At 37.4% G+C, this 25,578-nt stretch carries 25 protein-coding genes; 9 read left to right on the forward strand and 16 right to left on the reverse strand.

Annotated elements, in window-relative coordinates:
• Nucleotides 1-17: 17 nt before the first annotated feature.
• Nucleotides 18-1,013 carry an App1 family protein gene (locus BMY50_RS26665; RefSeq protein ID WP_093332602.1) on the forward strand — a complete coding sequence of 332 codons (996 nt, stop codon included), beginning with the start codon at nucleotides 18-20 and terminating at the stop codon, nucleotides 1,011-1,013.
• 2 nt (nucleotides 1,014-1,015) lie between these two features.
• Here BMY50_RS26665 and BMY50_RS26670 read toward each other — a convergent pair whose 3' ends face one another.
• Nucleotides 1,016-1,603 (reverse strand): RNA polymerase sigma factor, encoded by a 588-nt coding sequence (locus BMY50_RS26670; RefSeq protein ID WP_093332604.1) that lies wholly within the window; start codon nucleotides 1,601-1,603, stop codon nucleotides 1,016-1,018.
• 264 nt (nucleotides 1,604-1,867) lie between these two features.
• On the opposite strand from BMY50_RS26670, the gene uvrA reads away from it, so the two are divergent.
• From uvrA to BMY50_RS26695, 5 genes are all read left to right on the forward strand, one after another.
• Nucleotides 1,868-4,663, forward strand: a complete 2,796-nt coding sequence (gene uvrA / locus BMY50_RS26675) for an excinuclease ABC subunit UvrA (RefSeq protein WP_093332606.1) — start codon at nucleotides 1,868-1,870, stop codon at nucleotides 4,661-4,663.
• 134 nt (nucleotides 4,664-4,797) lie between these two features.
• Entirely contained in the window at nucleotides 4,798-5,235 is a 438-nt protein-coding gene (locus BMY50_RS26680; RefSeq protein ID WP_093332608.1) for an RrF2 family transcriptional regulator, read from the forward strand.
• A 172-nt stretch (nucleotides 5,236-5,407) separates the two neighbouring features.
• On the forward strand, nucleotides 5,408-6,208 hold the full coding sequence (cobA, locus tag BMY50_RS26685; protein WP_093332610.1) for a uroporphyrinogen-III C-methyltransferase: 801 nt from the start codon (nucleotides 5,408-5,410) through the stop codon (nucleotides 6,206-6,208).
• Nucleotides 6,209-6,406: 198 nt separating this feature from the next.
• Nucleotides 6,407-7,576, forward strand: coding sequence for a trans-sulfuration enzyme family protein (locus BMY50_RS26690; protein WP_093332612.1), 1,170 nt, complete (start codon nucleotides 6,407-6,409; stop codon nucleotides 7,574-7,576).
• A gap of 114 nt (nucleotides 7,577-7,690) precedes the next feature.
• Nucleotides 7,691-8,104: an OsmC family protein gene (locus BMY50_RS26695; RefSeq protein WP_093332613.1), complete on the forward strand. Its 414-nt coding sequence runs from the start codon at nucleotides 7,691-7,693 to the stop codon at nucleotides 8,102-8,104.
• Between the two features lie 31 nt (nucleotides 8,105-8,135).
• On the opposite strand, the gene BMY50_RS26700 is transcribed toward BMY50_RS26695, so the two are convergent.
• The 6 genes from BMY50_RS26700 to BMY50_RS26725 all read right to left on the reverse strand — a co-directional run bounded on the left by BMY50_RS26700 (nucleotide 8,136) and on the right by BMY50_RS26725 (nucleotide 13,093).
• Entirely contained in the window at nucleotides 8,136-9,182 is a 1,047-nt protein-coding gene (locus BMY50_RS26700; RefSeq protein WP_093332615.1) for a DUF2157 domain-containing protein, read from the reverse strand.
• Between the two features lie 68 nt (nucleotides 9,183-9,250).
• Nucleotides 9,251-10,222, reverse strand: a complete 972-nt coding sequence (locus BMY50_RS26705) for a bifunctional riboflavin kinase/FAD synthetase (RefSeq protein ID WP_093332620.1) — start codon at nucleotides 10,220-10,222, stop codon at nucleotides 9,251-9,253.
• Nucleotides 10,223-10,343: 121 nt separating this feature from the next.
• The gene (gene truB, locus BMY50_RS26710; protein ID WP_093332623.1) at nucleotides 10,344-11,072 is read right to left on the reverse strand and encodes a tRNA pseudouridine(55) synthase TruB; all 729 of its coding nucleotides are present in this window, start codon (nucleotides 11,070-11,072) and stop codon (nucleotides 10,344-10,346) included.
• An 83-nt stretch (nucleotides 11,073-11,155) separates the two neighbouring features.
• Nucleotides 11,156-11,950 (reverse strand): undecaprenyl-diphosphate phosphatase, encoded by a 795-nt coding sequence (locus BMY50_RS26715; protein WP_093332626.1) that lies wholly within the window; start codon nucleotides 11,948-11,950, stop codon nucleotides 11,156-11,158.
• Nucleotides 11,950-12,192, reverse strand: coding sequence for a DUF3098 domain-containing protein (locus BMY50_RS26720; RefSeq protein ID WP_093332629.1), 243 nt, complete (start codon nucleotides 12,190-12,192; stop codon nucleotides 11,950-11,952). Before BMY50_RS26720 ends, BMY50_RS26715 begins: the two co-directional genes overlap by 1 nt.
• 22 nt (nucleotides 12,193-12,214) lie before the next feature.
• Nucleotides 12,215-13,093 carry a cell division protein FtsX gene (locus tag BMY50_RS26725; RefSeq protein ID WP_093332632.1) on the reverse strand — a complete coding sequence of 293 codons (879 nt, stop codon included), beginning with the start codon at nucleotides 13,091-13,093 and terminating at the stop codon, nucleotides 12,215-12,217.
• Between the two features lie 102 nt (nucleotides 13,094-13,195).
• Between BMY50_RS26725 and leuS the strand changes: the two genes are divergently transcribed.
• A complete protein-coding gene (leuS, locus tag BMY50_RS26730) occupies nucleotides 13,196-15,985 on the forward strand; it encodes a leucine--tRNA ligase (RefSeq protein ID WP_093332634.1) in 2,790 nt (929 codons plus the stop codon).
• 62 nt (nucleotides 15,986-16,047) lie between these two features.
• Here leuS and BMY50_RS26735 read toward each other — a convergent pair whose 3' ends face one another.
• The 7 genes from BMY50_RS26735 to BMY50_RS26765 all read right to left on the reverse strand — a co-directional run bounded on the left by BMY50_RS26735 (nucleotide 16,048) and on the right by BMY50_RS26765 (nucleotide 20,826).
• Nucleotides 16,048-16,953 carry a DUF1338 domain-containing protein gene (locus tag BMY50_RS26735; RefSeq protein WP_093332637.1) on the reverse strand — a complete coding sequence of 302 codons (906 nt, stop codon included), beginning with the start codon at nucleotides 16,951-16,953 and terminating at the stop codon, nucleotides 16,048-16,050.
• Nucleotides 16,954-17,042: 89 nt separating this feature from the next.
• A complete protein-coding gene (locus BMY50_RS26740) occupies nucleotides 17,043-17,555 on the reverse strand; it encodes a GNAT family N-acetyltransferase (RefSeq protein ID WP_093332639.1) in 513 nt (170 codons plus the stop codon).
• A gap of 14 nt (nucleotides 17,556-17,569) precedes the next feature.
• Nucleotides 17,570-18,052, reverse strand: a complete 483-nt coding sequence (locus tag BMY50_RS26745; protein ID WP_093332642.1) for a MarR family winged helix-turn-helix transcriptional regulator — start codon at nucleotides 18,050-18,052, stop codon at nucleotides 17,570-17,572.
• Nucleotides 18,045-18,554, reverse strand: coding sequence for a GNAT family N-acetyltransferase (locus tag BMY50_RS26750; protein ID WP_093332645.1), 510 nt, complete (start codon nucleotides 18,552-18,554; stop codon nucleotides 18,045-18,047). Before BMY50_RS26750 ends, BMY50_RS26745 begins: the two co-directional genes overlap by 8 nt.
• A gap of 67 nt (nucleotides 18,555-18,621) precedes the next feature.
• On the reverse strand, nucleotides 18,622-19,764 hold the full coding sequence (locus BMY50_RS26755) for a redoxin domain-containing protein (protein WP_093332649.1): 1,143 nt from the start codon (nucleotides 19,762-19,764) through the stop codon (nucleotides 18,622-18,624).
• A gap of 196 nt (nucleotides 19,765-19,960) precedes the next feature.
• Nucleotides 19,961-20,359: a GNAT family N-acetyltransferase gene (locus BMY50_RS26760; RefSeq protein ID WP_093332652.1), complete on the reverse strand. Its 399-nt coding sequence runs from the start codon at nucleotides 20,357-20,359 to the stop codon at nucleotides 19,961-19,963.
• Between the two features lie 26 nt (nucleotides 20,360-20,385).
• Nucleotides 20,386-20,826, reverse strand: coding sequence for a carboxymuconolactone decarboxylase family protein (locus BMY50_RS26765; protein WP_093332655.1), 441 nt, complete (start codon nucleotides 20,824-20,826; stop codon nucleotides 20,386-20,388).
• A gap of 79 nt (nucleotides 20,827-20,905) precedes the next feature.
• Between BMY50_RS26765 and BMY50_RS26770 the strand changes: the two genes are divergently transcribed.
• Complete coding sequence (locus tag BMY50_RS26770) at nucleotides 20,906-22,378, forward strand: aminotransferase-like domain-containing protein (protein ID WP_093332658.1); 1,473 nt, start codon at nucleotides 20,906-20,908, stop codon at nucleotides 22,376-22,378.
• 6 nt (nucleotides 22,379-22,384) lie between these two features.
• Here BMY50_RS26770 and BMY50_RS26775 read toward each other — a convergent pair whose 3' ends face one another.
• Together BMY50_RS26775 and BMY50_RS26780 are read right to left on the reverse strand one after the other, a co-directional pair.
• Entirely contained in the window at nucleotides 22,385-24,163 is a 1,779-nt protein-coding gene (locus BMY50_RS26775; protein ID WP_093332660.1) for an ABC transporter ATP-binding protein, read from the reverse strand.
• Nucleotides 24,164-24,358: 195 nt separating this feature from the next.
• Nucleotides 24,359-24,547, reverse strand: a complete 189-nt coding sequence (locus tag BMY50_RS26780) for a hypothetical protein (RefSeq protein WP_093332663.1) — start codon at nucleotides 24,545-24,547, stop codon at nucleotides 24,359-24,361.
• A 191-nt stretch (nucleotides 24,548-24,738) separates the two neighbouring features.
• On the opposite strand from BMY50_RS26780, the gene BMY50_RS26785 reads away from it, so the two are divergent.
• Nucleotides 24,739-25,578, forward strand: coding sequence for a phosphatase PAP2 family protein (locus BMY50_RS26785; protein WP_162276685.1), 840 nt, complete (start codon nucleotides 24,739-24,741; stop codon nucleotides 25,576-25,578).

Genomic DNA, 25,578 nt, shown 5'->3' on the forward strand with positions numbered 1-25,578 from the left:
TATATGTTTGAAGATTAATGAAGACTTCTACAGAGATAAAAATTTACAATGGCTATGGTCATTCCAAGAATTTGGTTGTTTATGGACATGTTTTTAAATGGAGGCCAAAATTAAGTAATAAATACGATAAAAATAGTTTGCGTCATGCTTGGAGTTTGTTAAAGCTGTTCATGGCCAGGCCCTATAGAAATGCGAATTTAAAATTATATTTTAAAGATCAAATAATAAATACACAAGCTGATCATGATGGTTTTTTTAAATTTAAGTGGGCCTCTAATGTGCACTTAGAAGCAGGCCTACACGATCTGAAAATAGCATTAGTTAATACTTCTGGCGAGGTTTCTCATTTCACGAGAGGCAAAATATATATACCTCATTCTACTCAGTACGTATTTGTGTCTGATATTGACGACACCATTTTAATTTCTCATTCGGCCACTGTATGGAAAAGGTTACGGGAGTTATTGGGGAGAAACCCCTATAAACGCAAAATCTTCGCCAATCAAGTTCATTGGTATAATCATTTGTCTCTATCGGGTACTGATCCTGAACATCTGAATCCCTTTTTCTACGTTTCCAGTAGCGAATGGAATCTTTATGATCATCTGCGTGAAATTTTTAATTATAATCTCCTGCCTACGGGTTCTTTTCTCTTAAGTCATTTTAAACAGTGGTATGATTTTTTTAAAACCGGCAGAACCAAACATGAAGATAAATATAGAAGAATCGACCGCTTACTAAGAGTTTTTCCAAAACAAAAATTTGTGCTCATAGGCGATAATTCCCAACGCGATCCTATTATTTACGCTGTATTGGCAAATCATTACCCTGATAGAATAGTAGCTATATATATCCGCAATGTTAAACCTAGAAAAGCCGGAGTATCGCTCCAGCTTTTTACGAATCTAATAAACAAGAATATTTATACATGTCTGTTCGACACTAACCAAGATGCCTTTTCGCATTCTGTAAAAGTAGGTTTAATCCGAGTTAAGCGAACAGAAGTTAATTAAAATTAGCCTGTTTTTAATGCAACCTCTGCACTTGTAATCATTTTGCGTAGGTTGTTTAAAGCATAACGCATTCTCCCAAGAGCTGTATTAATACTTACATCGGTTACTTCGGCTATTTCCTTAAAGCTCATTTCGCCGTAATGACGCATTATTAATACCTCTTTCTGATCGTCAGGAAGCAGTTGGATCATTTTACGCAAATCTTTGTAGGATTGATGCCTGATTATCCGTTCCTCCATACTTTCATCATAAAATGGAAGTACATCAAAGATATCAAACCCGTCACCGTTAGCAATTAGCGGTGTGCGTTTTTCTTTTCTATAATAATCGATAACTAAATTATGGGCAATGCGCATTGCCCAAGGGAGAAATTTTCCTTCATCGTTGTACCTTCCGGCTTTTAAAGTCTTAATAACTTTAATAAACGTATCTTGAAATAAGTCTTCCGCTAAATAGGAATCTTTTACAAGTAGATAAATGGAAGTATATATTTTTGATTTGTATCGATGTACCAGCTCTTCAATAGCGCCCTCATTGCCGGCTAAGTATAAATGAACTAGCTGTCGGTCAGTTTTCTTTTGCAGTGTCATGCTATGCTACTTTTCGTCTTCTTTTTACTGTAAAAAGTTTTTTAAGTAGTTTTTTTCTCTATAGCAGTCCTCCTAATTTGTTTTTGCTAAACAGTATTTTGTCTGTTTGTCCTTGTTAAATTTCTTCAAATCAAAACATTTTTTTTAGAAAAACAAAGAAAAAATATCAAAATCGTTAGTTCGTTCATTAATCTGTATTTTTGTGGTAACATTTTCTCAGCACTAAAATTAGTTGGATGAGAAACAAAAATTAGGAAAGATTTCATGGCAAATAAAGCAGATTTAAGCGCTAAATCTCATATAATAATCAAAGGCGCGCGTGTGCATAATCTAAAGAATATTGATGTAGCAATACCAAAAAACAGATTAGTAGTGATTACAGGCATGTCGGGGTCTGGCAAATCATCCTTGGCGTTTGATACTTTATATGCGGAAGGACAAAGGAGATATGTAGAGAGCTTATCGTCTTATGCACGGCAGTTCATGGGAAGAATGAATAAACCTGAGGTGGACTATATAAAAGGCATTGCACCGGCAATCGCTATTGAGCAGCGTGTTATCACGAGCAACCCCCGATCAACAGTTGGTACTTCAACAGAAATATATGATTATTTAAAATTGCTTTTTGCCAGAATAGGAAAAACAATTTCTCCAATTTCGGGCGAAGTGGTTAAGAAAGATACCGTTACTGATGTGGTTAATTTTGTTGCCACGCTTCCAGTGGACGCTGTTGTTACTATTTACTGTCCTTTGCATCCACATAATAACAGAAAACTGAAAGAAGAATTGGCTGTATTGCTACAAAAAGGCTTTGTAAGGGTAGAATACAACGGGAAACTCGAGAAGATAGAAGCGTTACTGGATGATAAAAAAGTGGCTAACGATAAGATTAAAGATGGTGATTTAAGAATTGTTGTTGATAGAATTCGTGTAGATCGCGAAGAGGAGACATTAAGTCGGGTGGCAGATTCTGTGCAAACAGCTTTTTTTGAAGGAAAGGGTGATTGTTTTGTGAATGATGGGAACAAAGAATATTTCTTTTGCGATCGTTTTGAGTTAGACGGTGTTATTTTCGAAGAACCGACAGCGAACTTCTTTAGTTTCAATAATCCGTACGGCGCCTGTGCAAGATGTGAGGGCTATGGGAAAATTATCGGTATTGATCCCGATTTAGTTGTGCCTGATAAGAGCAAATCAGTATACGACGGCGCAATAGCTCCATGGCGAGGGGAAAAAATGGGTGAGTGGCTAAGTAGACTTGTTAAAGTTGCTATTAAGTTTGATTTTCCCATACACAGAGCTTACAAAGATTTAACGGCCGATCAGAAGGATCTATTGTGGACTGGCAACAATTATTTCAGGGGGCTAAATGACTTTTTTCAAGAATTGGAGGAACAAACGTACAAAATACAGTATCGGGTAATGTTGTCTAGATATCGAGGAAAGACCGATTGCCCAGATTGTAAAGGTACCCGCCTGCGCAAAGATGCAAGCTATGTCAAAGTAGGAGGTAAATCTATAACTGATATTGTGTTGATGCCATTAGATGAACTTCTAGGTTTTTTCAATGCATTAACACTTTCTGAAAATGAAGCAGTAATCGCAAAAAGACTGTTGTTAGAGGTTACAAACCGAATACGATTTTTGACGGAAGTTGGATTAAGCTATTTGACCCTAAACAGGTTATCAAATACCCTTTCTGGAGGAGAATCTCAGCGGATCAATTTAGCGACTTCTTTGGGTAGTTCTTTGGTAGGTTCTATATATGTTTTAGACGAACCAAGTATTGGCCTACATCCGAGAGACACGCAACGTTTAATAAATGTACTTAAATCGCTGAGAAATATTGGTAATACAGTAATTGTTGTAGAGCATGAGGAGGAAATGATGCAGGCCGCTGATCACCTTATTGATATAGGTCCTGAAGCAGGTGTAAATGGTGGGAAACTGGTGTTTTCCGGAGATTTTAAGGATATATTAAAGGACAGCGATAGTCTAACAGGAAAATATTTAAGTGGAGCTGAAAAAATAGCTGTTCCAAGCCAGAGAAGAAAATGGCAACATTTTATTGAAATTAAAGGTGCCAGGGAGAATAACTTAAAGGGCGTCGATATTAAATTTCCGTTGTATAATTTTACTGTAGTATCCGGCGTTTCCGGATCGGGTAAAACATCTTTAATTAAACGGATATTATATCCGGCCTTACAGAAGGCTACTGGAAATTATTCGGGTGAGCAAACGGGTCTTTTTGATAAACTAGAAGGCGATATTAGTTTAGTTGAAAAGGTGGAAATGATTGATCAGAATCCGATAGGAAGATCCTCGCGTTCCAATCCTGTTACTTATGTGAAAGCGTGGGACGAAATCAGGGCCTTATATAGTAACCAATCCGCTTCAAAGGCAGCGGGATTAAAACCGGCCGCATTTTCTTTCAATGTAGAAGGGGGAAGATGTGATGTTTGCCAGGGCGAGGGGGAAGTGAAAATAGAGATGCAATTTATGGCAGATATCTATCTTCCTTGTGAGGCTTGTGGTGGAAGGCGGTTCAAGCAGCAGGTATTAGATGTTACCTGGCATGATAAGAATGTTTATGAAATTTTGGAGCTTACGGTAGATGAAGCGTTGTCTTTTTTTCAGGATCAGCCAAAAATTCTAAATAAAATTCAACCGCTGGCGGATGTAGGACTAGGCTATGTTAAACTAGGCCAATCTTCAAATACATTATCGGGGGGAGAGGCACAACGGATAAAATTGGCTTCATTCCTTGTAAAAGGAAATAATAGTAAAAACACCTTGTTTATATTTGATGAACCAACTATAGGCTTACATTTCCATGATATAAAGAAACTACTAAAATCTTTCGACGCATTAATTGCGCAAGGAAATACAATATTAGTAATTGAACATAATATGGATGTGATCAAATGCGCTGACTGGGTAATTGATATTGGGCCAGAAGGAGGTGAACGTGGTGGAGGATTAGTGTTTGAGGGGATGCCAGAGGACCTTGTTAAGCAGAAAAATTCTTATACAGGAACGTTTTTAAAGGGCCGTTTGTAAAAGATTTGGCCCTGTTGTTTATTAAATTATATTCAATCATTACGAAGGGACAATCGGTAAGCATTAACCCTTAAGCTATAAAATGGTTTAATACTAAACTAAATTTTGTAATTTTACATGCAAAGTGAATAAATATGCTTTCTAAAAAATCCAAATATGCCATAAAAGCCCTTATTGTGTTGGGTAAAAATTATGGTAAAGAACCAATGCAAATTTTGAAGATTGCAGAGGAAGAAAATATTCCAAAGAAATTTTTAGAGCAAATACTGCTTGAAATGCGTAATGCCGGAATCTTGTATAGTAAAAAAGGCGCTGGAGGGGGGTATAGTTTGAATAAAGATCCGGAAGATATTCGTTTATCGCAGGTTATTCGATTAACTGATGGACCAATTGCCTTATTGCCCTGTGTTAGCCTTAACTTCTACAGGCGGTGTGATGAGTGTAAATCAGAGGAGGTTTGCGGTATTAGAGATACATTTGTTGATGTGCGTAATGCTATGCTTCAGATACTTAATGATACCAGTATTGCTGATATTATTAAAAGAGAAGGAAATTTAGCCTTGAATCTATAAAATAACTACTTGATTTTTAGCTAATTGAATTAATAAATATGTTCTTTATTAAAAAAGACTACTAAATAGGTATATTTTATATATATTTGCCTTGTGAAATAAACAAAGCGATTTAAAACGGCATCACGATATGTGTAGCCTTTTTTAACAATTAATATAAGGAGGTAAGCAAATGGAAAGGCAATTTACCGATAAAGAACGGTCTTACGTTGAACCGAAAATCACACTTGTAGGCGCGGGGCCAGGTGATCCTGATTTAATTAGCGTTAAAGGTGTAAAGGCGTTGAAAATTGCCGACGTGATAATATACGATGCTTTAGTAGACGAAGCGCTGTTGGATTATGTACCAAAAGAGGCAACGAGGGTTTATGTGGGAAACCCTTCAGGAGATGAAAATTTTTCTCAATCCACCGTCAATCAGCTCATGGTCGACTATGCGTTGAACTTTGGACATGTTGTGCGATTAAAAGGGGGGGATCTTTTTGTTTTCGGACGCGGATACGAGGAGCTTGAATATGCGGCCTCTTATAGTATTGAAACAGAGATTATACCGGGCATTAGCAGCGCCATTTCAGTGCCAGGATTGCAAGGAATTCCTGTTACACATAAGGGAGATAGTGATGGACTGTGGATATTATGTGGAACAAATGAGAAAGGGCACATTAATACGGAATTAATAAATGCAGCATCTAGTAAGGCAACCGTAGTGGTATTGCTTGGCTATGACCAGCTTCACGATATTGTGAATATCTATCAAAGTATTGGTAAAGGACGCTTACCTGCTGCCGTTATCCAAAATGGGTCTATGAAAAATGAAAAAATTGCGGTAGGGATTGTGAATACTATTGAAGAAATAGTTGAAGAAGAAGGAATTGACAATTCAGGTCCGGTTTTGTTAGTGTTTGGACAAACGGTGGCACATCATCATCGGTTTTGCTCCATCCTAAATTTTCTTGAGGGTGATCATTATTGATTACCTATTGAAGCGTCTTCATTTCTAAGTGTAAAAAAGATTGGCTGCTGTAAGCATTACTTACAGCAGCCAATCTTTTTTACAAGTGAATCTTATTGCTAAGTGTGTTAGGGTATAAAGATTTTTTACAAAACAATTAAAATAAAGTTTTATTGTAAATAAATTTTATGCTAGGTTTGAGTCCATAATAAAATAAGAATGAAGGAACAAAGTAAATTAGTTCGTAATCAAACGCAACGATCGCAGAATAGGGAACATTCTGTACCCTTATATTTAACATCCAGTTTTATTTTTGATGATGCAGAACAAGGACGAGCGATATTTGCAGGAGAAGAGGACGGTAATGTCTATTCGAGATACTCAAACCCTAATACCAACGAATTTATACAAAAGATTTGCGCCTTAGAAGGGGCTGAAGCTGGTTTGGCTTTCTCTTCGGGAATGGCAGCAGTATTTGCATCTTTTGCAGCACTATTAAAGGCAGGTGACCATATCGTAGCATGTAGATCGATTTTTGGTTCAACCCATCAACTGTTCACCCAATTATTTCCTCGCTGGGGTATTACTACTTCTTATGTGGAGGCTTCAGAACCAGAAACTTGGGAGCAAGCAATCCAGGCAAACACCAAAATGATTTTTTTGGAAACACCATCCAATCCTGGGTTGGAATTGATTGATTTAGAGTGGTTGGGAGGATTTAAAAAAAAATATCCACACATCATACTTAATGTCGACAACTGTTTTGCAACACCATATTTGCAGAAACCCATAAATTATGGTTTTGATTTAGTGAGTCATTCCGCAACAAAATATATGGATGGTCAAGGTCGAGTATTAGGCGGTATTGTTGTGGGGAAACAAGAACTTATTGACGAAATGATGTTCTTTATCCGCCATACTGGCCCTGCAATGTCACCATTTAATGCGTGGGTAATCTCTAAAAGTTTAGAAACGTTAGGTTTAAGAATGGATAGACACTGTAACAATGCATTGGCGGTAGCACAAAAATTGGAGGCTAGCGCTGAGGTGGAGATTGTTCGTTATCCTTTTCTTCCCTCGCACCCACAATATGAATTGGCAAAAAAACAAATGAAGGCCGGGGGGGGGATTGTAACGTTTATTATTCATGGGGGCTTTGATCGGGCGAAGCGCTTTTTAGATAATCTGAATATGATTCTCATTACTTCTAATTTGGGAGATTCCCGTTCGATCGCCACACATCCTGCATCAACAACTCACTCTAAATTAACGGATGAAGAACGAAAAATGATCGGAATTTATCCCGGCACTATTAGGATATCTGTTGGGTTAGAAGATATAGAGGATATTCTCGAAGATATCGAACAAGCATTAGCCGCAAGTAAATAGGCTTCAATGAAACTGAAAGATATAGAGAAGGAAGCTTCATATTAAATAGATATGAACCGCTAAGCGGTTCATGAAGGCTATAAATGTAAAACATAAATAAACGATTATTTACAGATGAAAGTAGTATTAAATAGGGTTAATAAAGCGGTACATTTTGAGGGGGATAGCCCCACATCTACTGTTAAGATTCATATTGATGGCTCTCCTGATATAGGAGGCGAAGGATTAGGTGCAAGGCCAATGGAATTGGTGTTGATGGCTTTAGGGTCTTGTAGTGTGCTTGATCTTATAAATATCCTTAAAAAACAGAAACAGGAAATTGAAGATGTATCAATTGAAGTAGAAGGAAAAAGAGTTGATTCAATACCTGCTGTGTTTACGGATATTCATATAATATTTAAGCTAAAAGGTACTGTTGACTATAATAAGGCAGTTAAAGCAGCGGAGCTAGCTGTCAAAAAGTACTGTTCCGTGCATGATATGCTGGCTGCGGGAGGGGTAAATATAACTTATGAAGTACAGCTGTAAATTCATTTTTATCAAATACGAATGATGCCATTTATTTCTTAAGAAAGCTTCCACTCCATATTTTTTCCGCCTTTCTGCCTATCAGCCAAAAGGATAATGCCAGTAGGGAGAAGAATATTGCTCGGTTCACGTTGTCCCACAAATACTCAAAAAAGCGGGTATAGAGATTTATTAGAAGAAAAGTGATGCCAAATTCCCTTGCGATGGCATCTTTCTTCTTTAAGCCATACCAGGCAAATAGGAGTGATACAAGTGTAGATAATATACCCCAATAAAGAATATGGTATTGTTTAACAGTAGCCCATTTATCTAAGTCGCTATAATTGCCGAAAATAGATAATAGCCATAAGGATATAAAAAGATAGAGTATACCAATGGCATAGCTCAACGGTTGAAAAGGCTGTATAATCTTCCATTGTTTATGTAGCGAGAAAGCAAAGGCCGTAAGCACCGCACCGAATAATGTAAAACGTAATGGATAATTCATGCCCCAAAACTTAAATCCCCAATTACTATGATAGGCAGTTTCAGAGGCAAACCAAATACCCAGGGCGATCAGCATAAAAATCCATATCGTTTTTGAGGATAATTTTATGGCTAAGATGGTGTAAATTAAAATAGAGCAGAAAAATAATAAGGAATACAGCCCGCTAACCTTATCAACAATCTTTCCCAAGTACCCAATACTGGTAGCGGTGGCGAAAACGCCTAAAACAATTAAACTTTCGTTACTTAATTGTTTTTCAGGGTACTTTTTCTTGTTGTAATAACCGGCATAGTAAAAAAAGGCAGCAAGAGCAGCACAAATAATGCTTATAATGATGTTCGGCGTTTCATAGAGCGTTTCCAACATCGCTAGAATTTCTTTATCAATAAATAGAGAAAGAAATGCAAGGACAATACAAGAGAGGGCTATCCAAAAGGAATATTGCGCTAAACGACGCCAGTCGAATCCTTTTACTTCATACGATGTTCTTAACTGTTGAGCCGTTTCTAAATCGATAAGATTTTCTTTCTGCCAATGATTAATAGCAGTTTCAATGACTTCTTGCTCATGTCTATCAATATTAAGTTTCATTAAACGATGGTTTACTTTGCTTAATCACATATGATTGTTAATTTTTGTTGACAATGGGCATCGAATTGCTAATTAAGAAGGGCCCTTATGTTTTTCTCATCTTCTGCCAATTGCTTAGTCATTTCTTCTATATTTTCGAACTTATGATCATGTCTTACAAAATGAATAAATTCAATGCGCAGTGTCTTACCATATAGATCTTCATTTAAGTCAAAGAAATTAATTTCTATGCTCCTATTAATGCCTTTAACTGTTGGACGCGTCCCGATGTATCCCATTCCCTTTAATCTTGGACCTGTTATGGCCGGCTTATAGTCGCCTGTTGACATTTCTTCCTGTTCAACGATAGTTGCTTCCACAGCATAAATACCATAGGCCGGAATAAGTTTGTAGTTTTCAGGCACTTCTATGTTTGCGGTGGGATAACCAATAGTTCTACCTAACTGCTGTCCCTTGATCACTTTTCCCGTAATATGGAAAGGATAACCAAGATACTTATTAGCGGTAGCTATTTCACCTATTATCAGAGCTTCTCTAATTTTTGTAGAAGAAACGGCTACATCGTTGATGTCCTGTTCCGGTATTTCCTGAACTGTATAGTGATATAGTTCGGCGTATTTAAGAAGGTCAACCAATGATCCTTTTCTATCTTTTCCAAAATGGTGGTCGTATCCTATAATAATGCGCTTTGTGCCAATTTTACTTACTAAAATTTCACGTATATATTCTTCGGCCGATTGGTTAGAAAAATCACGTGTAAAAGGGGTAATAATCAGATGATCAATCCCACTATCAGCTAAACGATCGGCTTTTTCCTCGATGGTGTTAATTAGGCGTAGGCTGTCGTCATCGGGATGTAAAATCATTCTAGGGTGCGGGAAAAACGTTAAAAGAACAGTTTCCCCATTGATTTTTTGAGCATACTCCCTTAAACTACTGATAATTTTTTGGTGCCCAATGTGTACACCATCAAAAGTACCTATGGTAACCACTGCATTATCCAGTGGTATAAAATCTTCGATATTTCTATAAATCTTCATGTTACAATGTCGTTCTCCGAGATGGGGAAATGTTAGTTAATAACTCCTTTTTGATTTATAGAGTTTTTGTATGTCGGGTTAAAAAGATCATTTAGTAATATTAGGTCGTATATGTGGTGCATTATTGCTCCCCCGAAGGTTCCCTTAAAGAACGAATATGGGCGGATAAATCTAACACATCATATGCATTGTTTACATGAAATGCGCCGCTTCTGGTTCTTCTCAATTTGCTGAGGTAAGCGCCGTTGTTCATAAATTTTCCAAAATCATGCGCTAAAGATCGAATATAAGTCCCTTTACTGCAAACAACTCTGAAATCCACTTCTGGCAAATCAATACGTGTTAATTCAAATTCAAAAATAGTAACTTTTCTTGTTTTTAACTCAACTATTTCGCCACGTCGTGCTTTCTCATATAATCTTTCCCCTTCTACCTTTACCGCAGAATGAGCTGGAGGATATTGATCCAACTCTCCTATAAAATTTTTGGTAGCATTAACTAAATCAATTTCTTGTAATTCTGAGGTATCAAAATGTTGATCTGGATCTGTTTCCAAATCATAGGACGGCGTAGTGGCTCCTAATGTAAAAGTTCCGGTATATTCTTTTTCCTGTGCTTGTAAGGTATCAATAGTCTTCGTACGTTTTCCGGTACATACAATAAGCAAACCGGTGGCTAAGGGGTCCAATGTGCCTGCATGACCAACTTTTATCTTAAGTGGTTTGAGCGAATTTCTTATCTTACTCACTACATCGAAACTGGTCCACTCAAAAGGTTTATCTATCAACAGCACCTCGCCCTCTGAAAAATCAAAATCGGGATATATATGTTCTCTATTGCTGTCTTTCACAAATTTTTGTCTATGCGTGCTTACGAATCGTTTCCATAGCTCTGCTATGTTTGTGAACTAAAACTCGTACGCTTGATGATTTATTAGATTATGGATAAACTATGGCCACTTAATAGCATGACGATAATAATCGCCCCAATTACAATTCTATACCAGCCAAATGCTTTGAATCCATATTTGGTTACAAAGCCAATAAAACTTTTAATGGCAATGATGGCAACAATGAATCCAAGCACATTTCCTATAATTAATACATTCACTTCTTGCGACGTGAACTGGTTCCCATCTTTATAAAAATCTAATAATTTTTTGGCTGTAGCGCCGAACATAGTAGGTACCGCTAAAAAGAAGGAGAATTCCGCTGCTGCTTTCCTAGATAAATTTTGTGCCATACCGCCAACTATCGTAGCGCCAGACCTCGAAGTGCCTGGAATCATTGCTAAACATTGAAACAGGCCAATTTTGAGCGCAGTAAAATACGATATGTTATCCGAGTCTTCAATCTGTGGCTTATTAAACCATTTATCTACAAATAACAATATTATACCACCTATTACCAAGGTAATTGCAACCGTCATGGGACTTTCCAGCATATTATCAATAACATCACTAAACAGTAAACCAAAAACTGCAGCGGGGATAAACGCAACTAAAAGTTTAAAATAAAAATCTAACGACTTGAAGAATCGCTTAAAATAAAGAACAACTACTGATATGATAGTCCCCAGCTGAATCGCTACGGTAAAAAGCTTTACAAAAGCGGAGGGTTCTATACCCAGTAGGGCAGTAGCGATGATGAGGTGGCCGGTGGATGATACGGGTAAGAATTCTGTTAAACCTTCTACAATGGCTAAAACAATCGTTTCTATTAAAGTCATTATTTATTTTCTTTGTTGGGGTTTCTTAAGATGGCTACAATGCCTAATGCAAAACCAGCTACCACAACCAAAGGTGCCAAGGTGATTTTAGTGAAGCTATATATATCTGTTTTACCGGCCATTAAAATAAATCCTATAATGACTATTACAATACTTAAAAGCATTAATTGATAATTCAATTTACCAAAAACAAAGTTTGCTTTTTGTGGAGGGGGTGTTGTTTTTTTTCTTTCTTGAGACATAATAATAAAATTAAGACAAGGCTTATCTATATAGATCGTTCATGCGTAACCGCAAATATTTACTTACAGCAAAATAGGTGCTTGCTCCCGATATAAGAATGCCTAAGCAGATGACGCCGATGAATATGAGCGCAAATTCAAAATAGTTACGCAAAATAACGATTTCGGGAATTTGCTCCTGTGCAAAATATAAAGTTACCAGTAGTAATATAATAGCAATTAACCCACCTAACAATCCGTGTAAAATGCCGTATCCCAGAAAAGGACGTCTAATGAAACCCTTTGTCGCGCCAACCATTTGCATACTTTTAATAAGAAAACGTTGCGAATAAATAGCTAAACGGATAGTGTTGTTAATGAGCGCTACTGCAATGATAAGTAATATAGCAGCAAAAGCTAAAATAATTAAACCTATTATACGGATATTTTGGTTAACCATATCTATCAGCGAGTCTTGATATACCACTTCTTTAACTAGGCTGTTTTCTGAGATCTGTTTAGAGAAAGTTTCTACGCCTGCTTTGTTTGCATAATCTGCCTTTAGGTATACATCAATAGAAGATAAAAGTGGATTGTACCCCAAGAATTTCACAAAGTCTTCTCCAAGATCATTTTGTAAATTTCTAGCAGCGAGCTCTTTGCTTACGTATTGGGTTCGCAATACAGCAGGATTGCCATCGAGCTCCTTTTGCAGACTTAAGATATCGGCTTCGGTTACGCCATCATTTACGATGATATTAAGTACAATATTTTCTTTTACATAGTTAGATAGGTTTTTGGCGTGCACCAAGATAAGACCCAGCAAGCCCGTCATTAATAGCACCAACGCTATACTTATAACAGTTGAAATATATACCGACTTTGTTTTACGTGATGATGTGCTTACTTCAAATTCTTCCATGCGTAAATGTTTGATTTGCGAAATTAACAATTACATATGAGATATAAGATATGAGATGTGAGATTTTTCGTACTTTCGCAAGTCATACTGTAATGTGTTATAATGGACTATCAATTTCGAACTATAGAAAAAAAATGGCAAAAGTTTTGGGCTTCTAACCAAACGTTTAAAGTGAGTAATACGTCAAATAAGCCAAAATATTATGTGTTAGATATGTTTCCTTATCCTTCAGGAGCCGGTTTGCACGTTGGTCATCCATTGGGATATATCGCTTCTGATATATTTACACGCTATAAGCGATTAAAAGGCTTTAATGTTCTGCATCCAATGGGATATGACTCCTTTGGTTTACCTGCTGAACAATATGCTATACAAACAGGTCAACATCCTGCAATTACTACCGATACGAATATAAAACGTTATCGTGAGCAATTAGATAATATAGGTTTTTCTTTTGATTGGAGCCGTGAAATAAGAACCAGTAGTCCATCTTATTATAAGTGGACACAATGGATTTTTATGCAGCTTTTCAATTCATATTACAATACTGATATGGATAAAGCCCAATCGATCGAGTCTTTAATAGCTAAGTTTGAGCAAAATGGAAGTGAAGGAGTACATGCTGTAAGCGATGAAGATGCCTCGAATTTTACTGCTGCAGATTGGAATCACTTTGATGAAGAGCGCAAACAAGTAGAATTATTAAAATATAGGCTAGCTTACCTTAGAGAAAGCTCTGTAAATTGGTGCCAGGCATTGGGGACTGTATTAGCGAATGATGAAGTTAAAGATGGTGTCTCTGAAAGAGGGGGATACCCTGTTATTCAAAAGAAAATGATGCAATGGAGCATGCGCATCACCGCCTATGCTGAACGCTTATTAGAAGGGTTAGATACAGTGGATTGGCCTGAACCATTGGTGGAGATGCAACGAAACTGGATAGGAAAAAGCATTGGAGCGAGCGTTAAATTCGAAGTCGCTGACAGGCAGGAACCCACTTTTGTGGAAGTGTTTACTACCCGTGTGGATACTATTTATGGTGTTAGTTTTGTCGTTTTAGCCCCTGAGCATGAGCTAGTCGCTTCTTTGGTTAAAGCTGAGCAACAGCAGGAGGTGGATCAATATATTGAACAGACCAAAAAGAAATCTGAACGAGATAGAATGGCTGATACCAGATCTGTATCAGGTGCATTTACAGGTAGTTATGTGCTTCATCCTTTGACGGAGGAAAAAATTCCCGTATGGATCGCAGACTATGTGCTAGCAGGCTATGGAACCGGTGCTGTAATGGCTGTGCCGTCGGGTGATCAGCGTGATTATCTTTTTGCGAAACATTTTAATTTACCCATTATTAAAATACTTGATAGCCAGCAATTAGAAGAAGAGGCTGATAGTAGAAAAGAAGGGGTGTACGTTCATTCGGATCTAATTAATGGTTTGACTTATGAAGCGGCTGTACCTGTACTTATTAAAGAGCTGGAGAAGAAAAAAGCAGGTAAAGCGAAAATTAACTTCAGAATGCGAGATGCTATCTTCGGCAGACAGCGTTATTGGGGCGAGCCTGTGCCCGTATATTTTAAGAATGAAACACCTTACCTAATAAAAGAACAAGAACTACCTCTTTTGTTGCCAGAAGTTGATAAGTATTTGCCAACGGAAAGTGGCGAACCACCATTAGGTAGAGCAAAAGATTGGAAGTATCAGCAAATGTACGAGTATGAACTAAGCACAATGCCTGGCTGGGCCGGTTCAAGTTGGTATTGGTATCGATATATGGATGCAGAAAACGATCGAGTGTTTGCATCTAAAGAAGCTGTTGATTATTGGAAGGCGGTTGACTTGTATATAGGAGGTTCAGAACATGCTACTGGGCATTTATTATATAGCCGTTTCTGGAATAAGTTTTTAAAGGATATTGGTGTGGTAAAAGAAGAGGAACCCTTTAAGAAACTCATTAATCAGGGAATGATTCAAGGCCGCTCAAATTTTATCTATCGTTTATTGGATGAAAACGGAACAGGAACAAATACTTTTGTTTCCTATGGATTACTGCAACAGTATAAGACGACGGCTTTGCATGTAGATGTGAATATTGTCCATAATGATGTGCTAGACCTCGCAAAATTTAGGAGCTCCAGACCCGAATACGAAAATGCAGATTTTATCCTTGAAGACGGCCGATATGTTTGTGGCCATGAGGTCGAAAAGATGTCGAAATCTAAATTCAATGTTGTAAATCCGGATGATATAATAGCCCAGTATGGCGCTGATACCTTACGGATGTACGAAATGTTTCTTGGTCCTCTTGAACAAAGTAAACCTTGGAATACAAATGGCATTGAGGGGGTATATAAATTTTTGCGAAAATTTTGGAAATTATTTCACGATCCACAACTCAATTTTCATGTATCTGATGAAAGACCAACAAAGGCTGAATTAAAATCTCTACATAAGATAATAAAAAAGGTGGAAGATGACATAGAACGTTTTTCGTTTAATACATCTGTATCCAGTTTTATGATATGTGTAAATGAATTAACCGATCTAAACTGCAATAAACGCGAAATTCTTCAGGAACTCATTGTCGTTTTATCGCCTTATGCACCGCATATCTGTGAAGAGCTTTGGGAATTGCTGGGTAATGAGGCCGGTTCCTTGTCTTACGTGAGCTATCCTAAGTTTAACCCTGATTTTCTCATTGAAAACGAATTTGAATATCCTATTTCATTTAATGGCAAGATGCGCATGAAATTGAATATGTCTTTAAGTTTAGAACCTGACGATATTGAAAAAGAGGTGTTAAATAATGAAGATGTGCAGCGTTATATCGATGGTAAACAGCCTAAAAAGGTAATTATAGTAAAAGGTAAAATAGTTAATATAGTAGTTTAAGTTGGTATCAACAGTATCTGCAATGTTAAGGTGCCGATACTGTTGACTACTTTCGTTGTGGTTTAATCTTTTGCCCGCGTTTGTGAACTATAAGTGCTTTCAAATATTTTATCCGCATTATTTGCTTCAAATCCGTCTCTACGATGCTGTCTTCTTATTTGGTTAGGCGGTAGGTCTGCATATTCAGGTAATATTCTTCTTTCTGCAAATTCAACATATGAACCGGAAATAAGTTGTCTTTCACCTCCTTCAAAATTAGCGGCTATCATTTCGGCCACGGTAGCACTTTGTAATAAACCTCCATCTGGACTTTTTTTAATTTTACCGCCCGAAGTATTAAGCTTGAATCCATGTTTTTCAAGAAATTCATTAAACTCTTCAATATGGTTGTACCCCTGCTTTAAATTATGAATGCTTATGGTAAAATGATTAAGATAATAACGATTATAAATGACCCAAGCAGCATATTCGCTTTCTTCAGCAAGTTTATTGTAATCTTCAAGGGAGGAAATTCTCCAAAGAGGACTATGTAAAAAAGAATCTACTTCTTCGGCATTATTCAGATTCAATTTATCGACCGGGTCTGACGTAACTTCATTGGTATAACTCGATATAATTTTTTGTGCTTCATGAGAGAGATCCTGAACTCTGAGCTCGCTAACAAAAATTCGCGGATGTTTTTCAGTGGGTGGCGCATACCAATAAGCATCTAATTTTTTCGTTGGAAAGTTGTAGTAATCCCTTTTAGTATAGCCGTAGTGCGTGAAAATCTTTTCAAATGATTTGATGCCCAACTGAGGTACACCCATGGTTCGAAATGCTATATGATCATTTTCTATGTCGTCGGCATCTCGAATGACACCTTCTTGCTGCATGGCAGCAATGATTCCGCCTACATCTGGTACCCGTTCTTTGTACCTGGTCATTAATCCGTTCAAGACGCTGTCTAATATATCAATGCGGTTCATAAGCTCACTATTTGTTACAATCTGAATTCGATTATTATTTTCGGTTCAGGTTATATGTAAAGGTAAGATTTATATAAATCTAAAAGAAATCAAAAGGGGGCATCACTTTTAGTGTCTTGGTTGAGCTTCTTCAACATCCAGATAGTACAAGCGAAATGTCCGGAGTTGCCCAAAGGGCCTGAAAGCATTTCAAAACCTGCCTTTTCATACATGCTAACAGCCTTTTCGAATTGCGGAAAAGACTCTAGGTATAAATGCGTATAACCTAACGCGGCAGCAGCAGTAAAGCATTTTTCTAGCATCATTTTTCCAATTCCTTTTCCTCTGCTTTGATTAGACAGATAGAATTTAACAAGTTCTGCACATTTCTTGGGTAAACCTTCGGTTGGATATACACCGCAGCCACCCAATATGACCCCGTCTTCTTCTGCTACGTAATAAATACTATTAGACGGCTTGAAAAGCGCATAAAGATTGTCAGTCGTTGGGTCGGTATAAACGGTTCCCTCTTGCGGGACATTAAATTCATCAAGCGAATTTCTTAAAATTTTAGCTAAGGCAACATTATCAGTGTCCTTTATGACCCGTATTATTATACTCATTCTATTTATTGTCTTTATTCTTTTCTTTTTATCAATTGGGCACGTTGGTAAAAGCTCTGTTTCTCCATTTCCTCTTCTACTTCTTCAATGGCCTTCATGATGTTGTTGGAAGTATCGGTTAATGTCGTCAGCGATTTAACCATGGTGTTCCAAACAGGTTTCATTTGTTCTACTAGCATGTTACCTTTTTCAGTCAGCACCAAAAGCCTTTTTCGCTCATCCGTTTTGTCACGTTTAGACCTGATGAGCTTTTGCTTTTCTAACTCTTTTAATAAACTAATTGTCGATGGATGTGTATAACCTATCTCGTTTGCTATTTCTACGACACTTAAAATAGGCTTTTGATATAAGGTATATATGACAGGAAACCATTTTGGTTCGAAGGCTACTCCGTATAATTCGTATATCTTTTGTCCATCTTTCCTCAGCTGATCACTAAGTCGTTGTAACCTTGTTGAAATGGCTAATAAGCCTGATTGATCAATAACGTTATGCATTACCTAACGGGGTTAGTTTCAAATGATAGAATATATTATCTACCCGTACTAGCGGGAAATTGGCTGGTAAAGTATTTTTTTCTAGTTGAATGAAATCATTTTTTTCATAAAAGCGAAGGGCGGCTTTTAAAAGATCGACTGTACCCAAATAAAGATCTGTTATTTCATTTGTACGGGCATAATTTATTAAATGATTAAGTAAATGCTGTGCTATGCCTAATTCCTTACCCCTGAACTCTTTTTTAACAAACATCTTCCGGATAACTCCACCTTGTCTGTCCTGCATATTAATTAAAGCGATGGTACCGATAATCTCTCCTTGATGTTTGACCCCCCAAAAACCTCCGCCGGTTTGATGATAATATTTTTCAATGTCCAATAAATCTGGTTGATCTTCAATTGTTACGGGCACCTGGTGCTCTATTTGTTGAATCGGTAAGATGAGATTTATGATTTGCGCCTCATCCACATTTCTCAATGGCTCTATTTTAACCTGAAGCATTTTTATTTCAAAACTACGTAGTTAACTACATATATGCAAATATTTTTGTAATGATCTTTTTGAAATTTTAAAAATAATACCTGCCTATGTGTTTTAAAATCTCCTTTTTCATTTGAACGGGGTCTATCTCTCCTTGCTTGCTGTATAATATTTTACCACCAGGAGCCACCAATAAGGTGTAAGGGAGTGCTCCGGGCCAATTTTCGTCAATAGCTTCTATTAAATCGTATTTACTTTTGCCAGCAAATAGGAAATTTTGGTTGGCAGCTCCTTTCTTTTTTAGAAAATCTACTGCAAGTTGCGGTTTTTTGGGGTCATCCGCGCTGATGGTAATTAATTCAAATGGGCGATTCCTATACATTCTATTGATTGTAACAAACGAAGAAAATTCTGCTACACATGGGCCGCACCAGGTTGCCCAAACATTAATTAATCTAAGTTTGTCTGACTTATTTTCAATGAGCGAATCGATTTGTGTAACTTGTATCGGATTGAGTGTAACCGGTTCCTTCGCCCAAGCCGCATCTGCTTTTTGTACGGTGTTTTCCTTCTCTGCCCATTTTACGCTACAGCCAAATGTTTTTGTTTCCTGAACGGCAACCTCTTTTTTAGCGAGCAGCGATTCTATGGCCGATATCACATTATGGTGCTGTACCTCTTTCGGGTTTTCATTATCATCGAATCTTCCCCTATATTGTAGTGTTCTTTTGTTATCAAATATAAATACATGCGGAGTAGCTACCGCGCCATATTGTTTTGATACAATTTGTTCCTCTCCGTCGTATAAATAAGGGAAATTGAATTTTTTGTCTTGCGCACGCAGTTTCATTTCTTCTAACGAATCACTGTATTCACTATATCCCAATTCATCAAGGCGAACAGCAGAGGGATCATTTGGAGATATAGCCACTACGGAAACACCCTGACTCTGGTATTTATTAGTAAGGTTGATAATGCGATCTTCATAGGCTTGAGCAGTCGGGCAATGGTTACACGTAAATATGACTACTAAGATAGGCGACTTCTCAAAATCTTTAAGTGTATAGCGTTTATCGTCTATGCCACGGAGTGAAAAATCTGGTGCCTTGTCATTGATCTTTAATGCTTCCTGATAATTTTTCCTATGAGTAAAGGAAGTAAGGGTGCTAAATAATAATAAAAATAGCATGCCTAGCGAATAAGGGAACACATGTTTAGTTAAACGTATCATAATTAATAGGGATTTACTATAAACGTTAACAATAGCAACTTTAAAAATTTTACTTTATAAGCCGTAAGTGATATAATTGGTCTTTATGATGCTTTGTAATTTAATAGCAATGTAGCAAAATAAATTTTACCTTACAATAGTTAATAACACTCCTTCATAATTCATGGTGAGGGCTGCCCTCCGCAATTTGTCTTATTTACCTTAGGCGATTGATGATGAAGCCGTTTTCTACCTTATGCATGCCGATCTTAGGGTAATACTCCATTGCTGTTTCAACTGAAAGCAAAAGTAACATACTCTGATCACCTATTTTCTTTTTTGTCAAAGAAACCAATTCTCTACCGATGCCAAATTTCTGATAATGTTTTTTAACGGCAAGGTCAGAAAGGTAACAAGCAAAACAGAAATCAGTAAGCGAGCGCGCAACTCCAACAAGTTCATCACCGTTCCAGGCTGTTATCACAAGATTAGATTGCTCATACATTTTCCCAATTCTCAATGAATCAGTTGTGGGCCTGCTTAACGGGGCGTCATTATAAAGTTCAATTATTTGTTCTGCTGACGGAATGACGTCAACTTTATAAGTTATATTCATTTTCTAAAGATTTCATGTAAGTTTTACTATCCTTCTACCTCCCTGGCAGTTGTTATACCGATTCGATTCCAGGCGTTCATTGCAACAATACCCATGATTACGGCAGTTGCGTACGACTGTCCTAGCAATGCTATTGCTTTATTGTATACCTCGTCTGATACTCCTTTTTCGGCAATAAGAGTCATTTCTTCCACGAGGGCCAAGATTGCTTTTTCTTCCTCCGAAAAGAGTGGAACCTCTTTCCAGGCACTTAGCAAAAATATTCTTTGTTCTGTTTCTCCGGCGGCGCGAGCATCCTTTGTATGTTTGTTTATACAATAAGCGCAACCATTAATCTGTGAAACCCTTATTTTAATTAACTCAGCATGGGTTTTTGTTAAGGGACTTTGTGCAAGATAATTTTCAAAGGCCATCATCGCCTGGAATGCCTTGGGATCTGCTTCTTGAAGTGTTTTTCTTTTTGACATGATATTATTTTATATTCAAAGATATAGTATATTTGGACTAGTGTTGTCGTCCAGATTGTATATATAAAATAGTCCAGATATGCTCCCTTTTGTAAACCTCTTAATTATTAATAGGAAATCGGCTGTTCCCGTTTATCTACAAATTGCTAATCAACTAACAGCCTTAATACGAAGAGGAGTTCTTAAATCGAAGCAAAAATTGCCAAGCTCGCGGGAGTTGGCAGATTTGTTACAGGTGCATCGCAAAACGATAGTAGCAGCATACAGCGAAATTCAAATGCAGGGCTGGACAACTACTTCACCGAAAAGAGGAGTATTTGTATCGTCTGCGTTGCCCGAACTGACGCCGGTAAAATGGGAAAAGGATGGACCCTATGAAAGGTTATCGGTACCGCTTCCTTTTTATAGGGTTAATACACATTATATTGCCGAACCTACAGTTGAGTCATCAAAATATGACTGGGTAATTGATGATGGGTTGCCAGATGCCCGAATCGCACCATTAGAAGCACTTATAAGGGAGTATAAGATACGAATACAAAAGAATTTTTTATTTAAGAATAATGCTGGTACGCTCTCTCCGGGGTCTCTATCGCTGCGAGAAACGTTGCTGTCTTATTTGGCAGAAACCAGAGGGATCCAGGCGATAACGCCAAATATTTTAATTACCCAAGGGGCTCAAATGGGAATTTTTATGTCGGCACAACTTTTATTGAGACCGGGAGACTATGTGGTTGTTGGTGAACCTGGTTATTTTATGGCTAATAGTGTATTTGAAAGCTTGGAAGCCAATATTCTTCGCGCATTAGTAGACAAGGACGGGATTGACGTTGATCAGGTAGAAGAATTTTGTTTAAAGTATAACGTAAAGATGTTATACATTATTCCACACCATCATCATCCTACTACAGTAACATTGAGCCCTCAACGACGCATGCAACTCATCGCGCTGGCCGAAAAGTTTAATTTTGTCATTGTAGAAGATGACTATGATTACGACTTCCATTATCATTCAGCCCCCTATTTACCTTTAGTAAGCTATAACAGTAATAGAATTATTTATATTGGTTCACTCACGAAATGCCTAGCGCCATCCATCAGAATAGGTTTCATGGTCGCCCCTGTCGAACTTATAGACGAGGCCATAAAAATACGGCGTAGTATTAGCTTGCGGGGAGATTTTATAATGGAAGAGGCTTTGTCGGTTCTCATAGCTTCAGGAGATATTAATCGTCATATAAAAAAATCGAACAAAATTTATATGCATAGGAGGGATCTGTTATGTGAACTGATGAGGCAGCATCTTCAAGACTTTGTGACATTTGATATCCCAACGGGCGGAATGGCCGTTTGGATAAAATTTGGGAAGGGGTATCCACTTAAAAAAATTGCATCAAATGCAGCCAAACACCGATTATTAATGAGTGATGGTACTAAATATAATACACATAACGAGGATTATAATGCTATTCGGTTTGGCTTTGCTTCCTTAACTGATATCGAATTAACAGAAGTCATTCAACTATTAAAAGCTTCTTTGCAAAAGGCATAGTGATTGTCAAATTGTCTCAACAGTATCTTCTTTGCGTTCACCTATTTGCTGACGCCACATCGCGTAATAAAGTCCTTTCAGATCTAATAAATCGAGATGATTACCTGTCTCTATGATTTTTCCTTTTTCAAGTACATAAATTCTATCAGCATGCATAACAGTGGATAATCTGTGCGCGATCATAATAGTTAAATGCTGCCTTTGTGCTGTAATATGCCTAATCGTGCTTGAAATGGCATCTTCCGTTAAAGAATCGAGTGCAGAAGTAGCCTCATCGAATATTAATAAATTAGGCTGTCGTAATAAAGCTCTTGCTATGGATAAACGTTGTCTTTCTCCACCAGATAGTTTTAATCCCCCCTCGCCAATAACCGTTTCAAGCCCTTTTTCAGCACGCGCCAAAATGTTTTGGCCAGAAGCTTTATGAATAACATCGATGATCATGTCATCAGTAGCGGTTGGATTCACAAATAAAAGATTCTCTCTGATCGTACCTGAGAAAAGCTGTGTGTCTTGTGTAACAAAACCAATCTGATGCCTTAACTCCTCAAAGTCAACCTCTGTATCGCTAAAATTGTTATAAAAAACTTTACCTGCACTTGGATGATATAATCCTACCAGTAGTTTTACTAAGGTCGTTTTTCCAGAGCCGGAGGGCCCAACAAATGCAATGGTTTCTCCCTGCGTTACAGAAAATGTTATACCATCAAGGGCAGGCTTAGTAGCCGATTGGTGTTGAAAACGAACAGCCTCAAACCGTAATTCATGAATTGCATTGATTCTTTTTGGAGCTGTCGGTTGGTACTCTATTTTTTTACTTAGGAGGCTTTGCAGGTTATTTAATGAAGCTTCCGCCTCACGATATGACATAATAATATTACCTAGTTCCTGAAGGGGACCGAATATAAAGAAAGAATAGAATTGCATCATCATCATCTGTCCAACGGTAATTTTATCCCTAAACACAAAAAACAAAAGTGCAAACATGATACATTGTTGTAAGAAGTTAACGAAAGTACCTTGAATAAAACTCACCGACCGGATACTTTTTACCTTTCGCAATTCTAGTTTTAAGATTTTCATCGTAGTATCATTCAACCTACCAATTTCCTGATGGGTCAACCCTAAACTTTTAACTAATTCGATGTTCCGCAATGATTCTGTTGTAGATCCGGCAAGTGCAGTGGTTTCTCCCACAATATTTTTTTGAATATATTTTATTTTTCGACTTAAAAAGCTGGTAAGAAGTGCTAAAACAACAGATCCAACTAAATAAATAGCTGGCAATAAAGGACTCAGCTTAAATGCTACTATTACTACAAATACAATTCCCACGAGGGTAGCAAAAAGAACGTTTACAAAACTGGTAATAAACTTTTCACAGTCGGCCCTCACTTTTTGTAAAACAGAAAGTGTTTCACCACTTCGCTGATCTTCAAAATCTTGAAACGGTAGCCGTAAAGCATGCTGTAGTCCGTCGGTATAAAGCTTAGCACCAAATTTTTGGATGACCACGTTTACTACATAATCTTGAAATGCTTTCGCGATGCGTGAAACCATTGCCACGCCAATAATCATTAAAAGTCCAATGGTGATTCCCTTAAAAAACGCATTATCTGCACCATTGTCTCGAAAGCTTTGTGCTTTGTTCGCATAAGGGTCGATTATTAAGTTACCCAAAATATATGGGTTTAATAAAGAGAAAACTTGATTGATAGCCGCTAGTATTAAGGCTAGAAAAATCAACCATTTATATTCACTAAGGTATCTTAGAAGTAATTTCATGATCAGTAATTATCGCGCAGTAAATATAGTATATGTTTGTGCATATAATTGTTGTAGAAATTTCAAGTTATTTTATATTTATAATAAATTATTGTAATTCAGGTTTATAGCGAGTTTGGATAACCGCTAAAATTTTGCATTAATAAATGCCAAACAATTAGGAGGAATTGAGCTTGTTATAGAGTTAAACGATCACTAATCATAGCGATAATTGTAGTTTTTCTTTCGTTGTCCGGGAGCAAATTGTTTAGCCGATTTTTTACCATAGGCTTTTTTTGCTTGCCCTGGAGGTACCTTTCCACTACGTCCGGCTGTACGGTGGGAATAGCAACTCGAAAAGAGTAGCATAGCAGCTATTAAACTAAGAGATAATATTTTTTTCATTTTAATTTTTATACAAGTTCTGTGCCAAGTCTTAATACTATTCTATCGACTTAAATAAATGGTCACAGGAGATTTGAGTGATCGCGTGTACATACCAGCGCAATGTTCTTTTTATCAGTTTAATTTTTTATTTTGCGATATATTTTATGTCCTTCAAAAGTTTTGATGATTATATAATTGCTTGCATGCGGATGATTCAAAAGAGACTAACCTTATTTTTCGTGCTTTTAAGCTTTGTTAGCACTTTAGCAAATGCTTATGAAGAGGTAACCGATTCAATTCCTGTAAAACCAAAGTCAAACGATGCCATTCGCTTTGCTGATGCTTCGATTCATACGCTCATATCTCCCATACGTTGGAAAAGCAAAGATTGGCTGAAGGTGGGTGGCGTAATTGGTGGCACAGCATTGCTTACATTAGTAGATAAGCCGGTGAGAAGTTTTTGGCAGAAGAGAGATTCAAAGGTATGGGATGGTGTAGAGCGGGCGGGTTTTCATTATGGAAAGCCGTATGCCGCTTTTATCATGACGGGAGGTTTTTATCTTACTGGCGTAGTTATTAAAAATAAATGGGCAAGAGAAACAGGTTTAATGTTAGCTGCTGCTTATCTCACAGGTGGTGCTGTCCAAACGTTCATGAAGACAGCTGTAGGCAGAGCGAGACCTGGTACAGGTGTAGGCCCTTGGCGCTTTGATCCTTTTTCTCCCGACCCAGGTTATCACTCTTTTCCATCTGGACATATTCAAATTGCCACTATCAGCGCCGTAATATTAGCACATCGAGTAGAAAGCCCTGTGCTAAAAGCTGCTTTTTATGGCACGGCGGGAGTTACCTTAGTTAGTCGCATGTATTCAGACGCCCATTGGCTATCCGATATGGCGTTTGGGGGAGCTATTTCATGGTTCTGTGCCCAATCAGTTATCAAAAGAATGGAACAAAACAAGAACACAAACCTTTTCAGAAGGAAAGACAAAATTACTTGGAACTTTAGTCCATCTATGCGGGGATTTACTTTAACAGGAAATTTTTAA

It is taken from the genome of Olivibacter domesticus, assembly GCF_900109575.1.
GTDB classification, from domain to species: Bacteria; Bacteroidota; Bacteroidia; order Sphingobacteriales; family Sphingobacteriaceae; genus Olivibacter; species Olivibacter domesticus.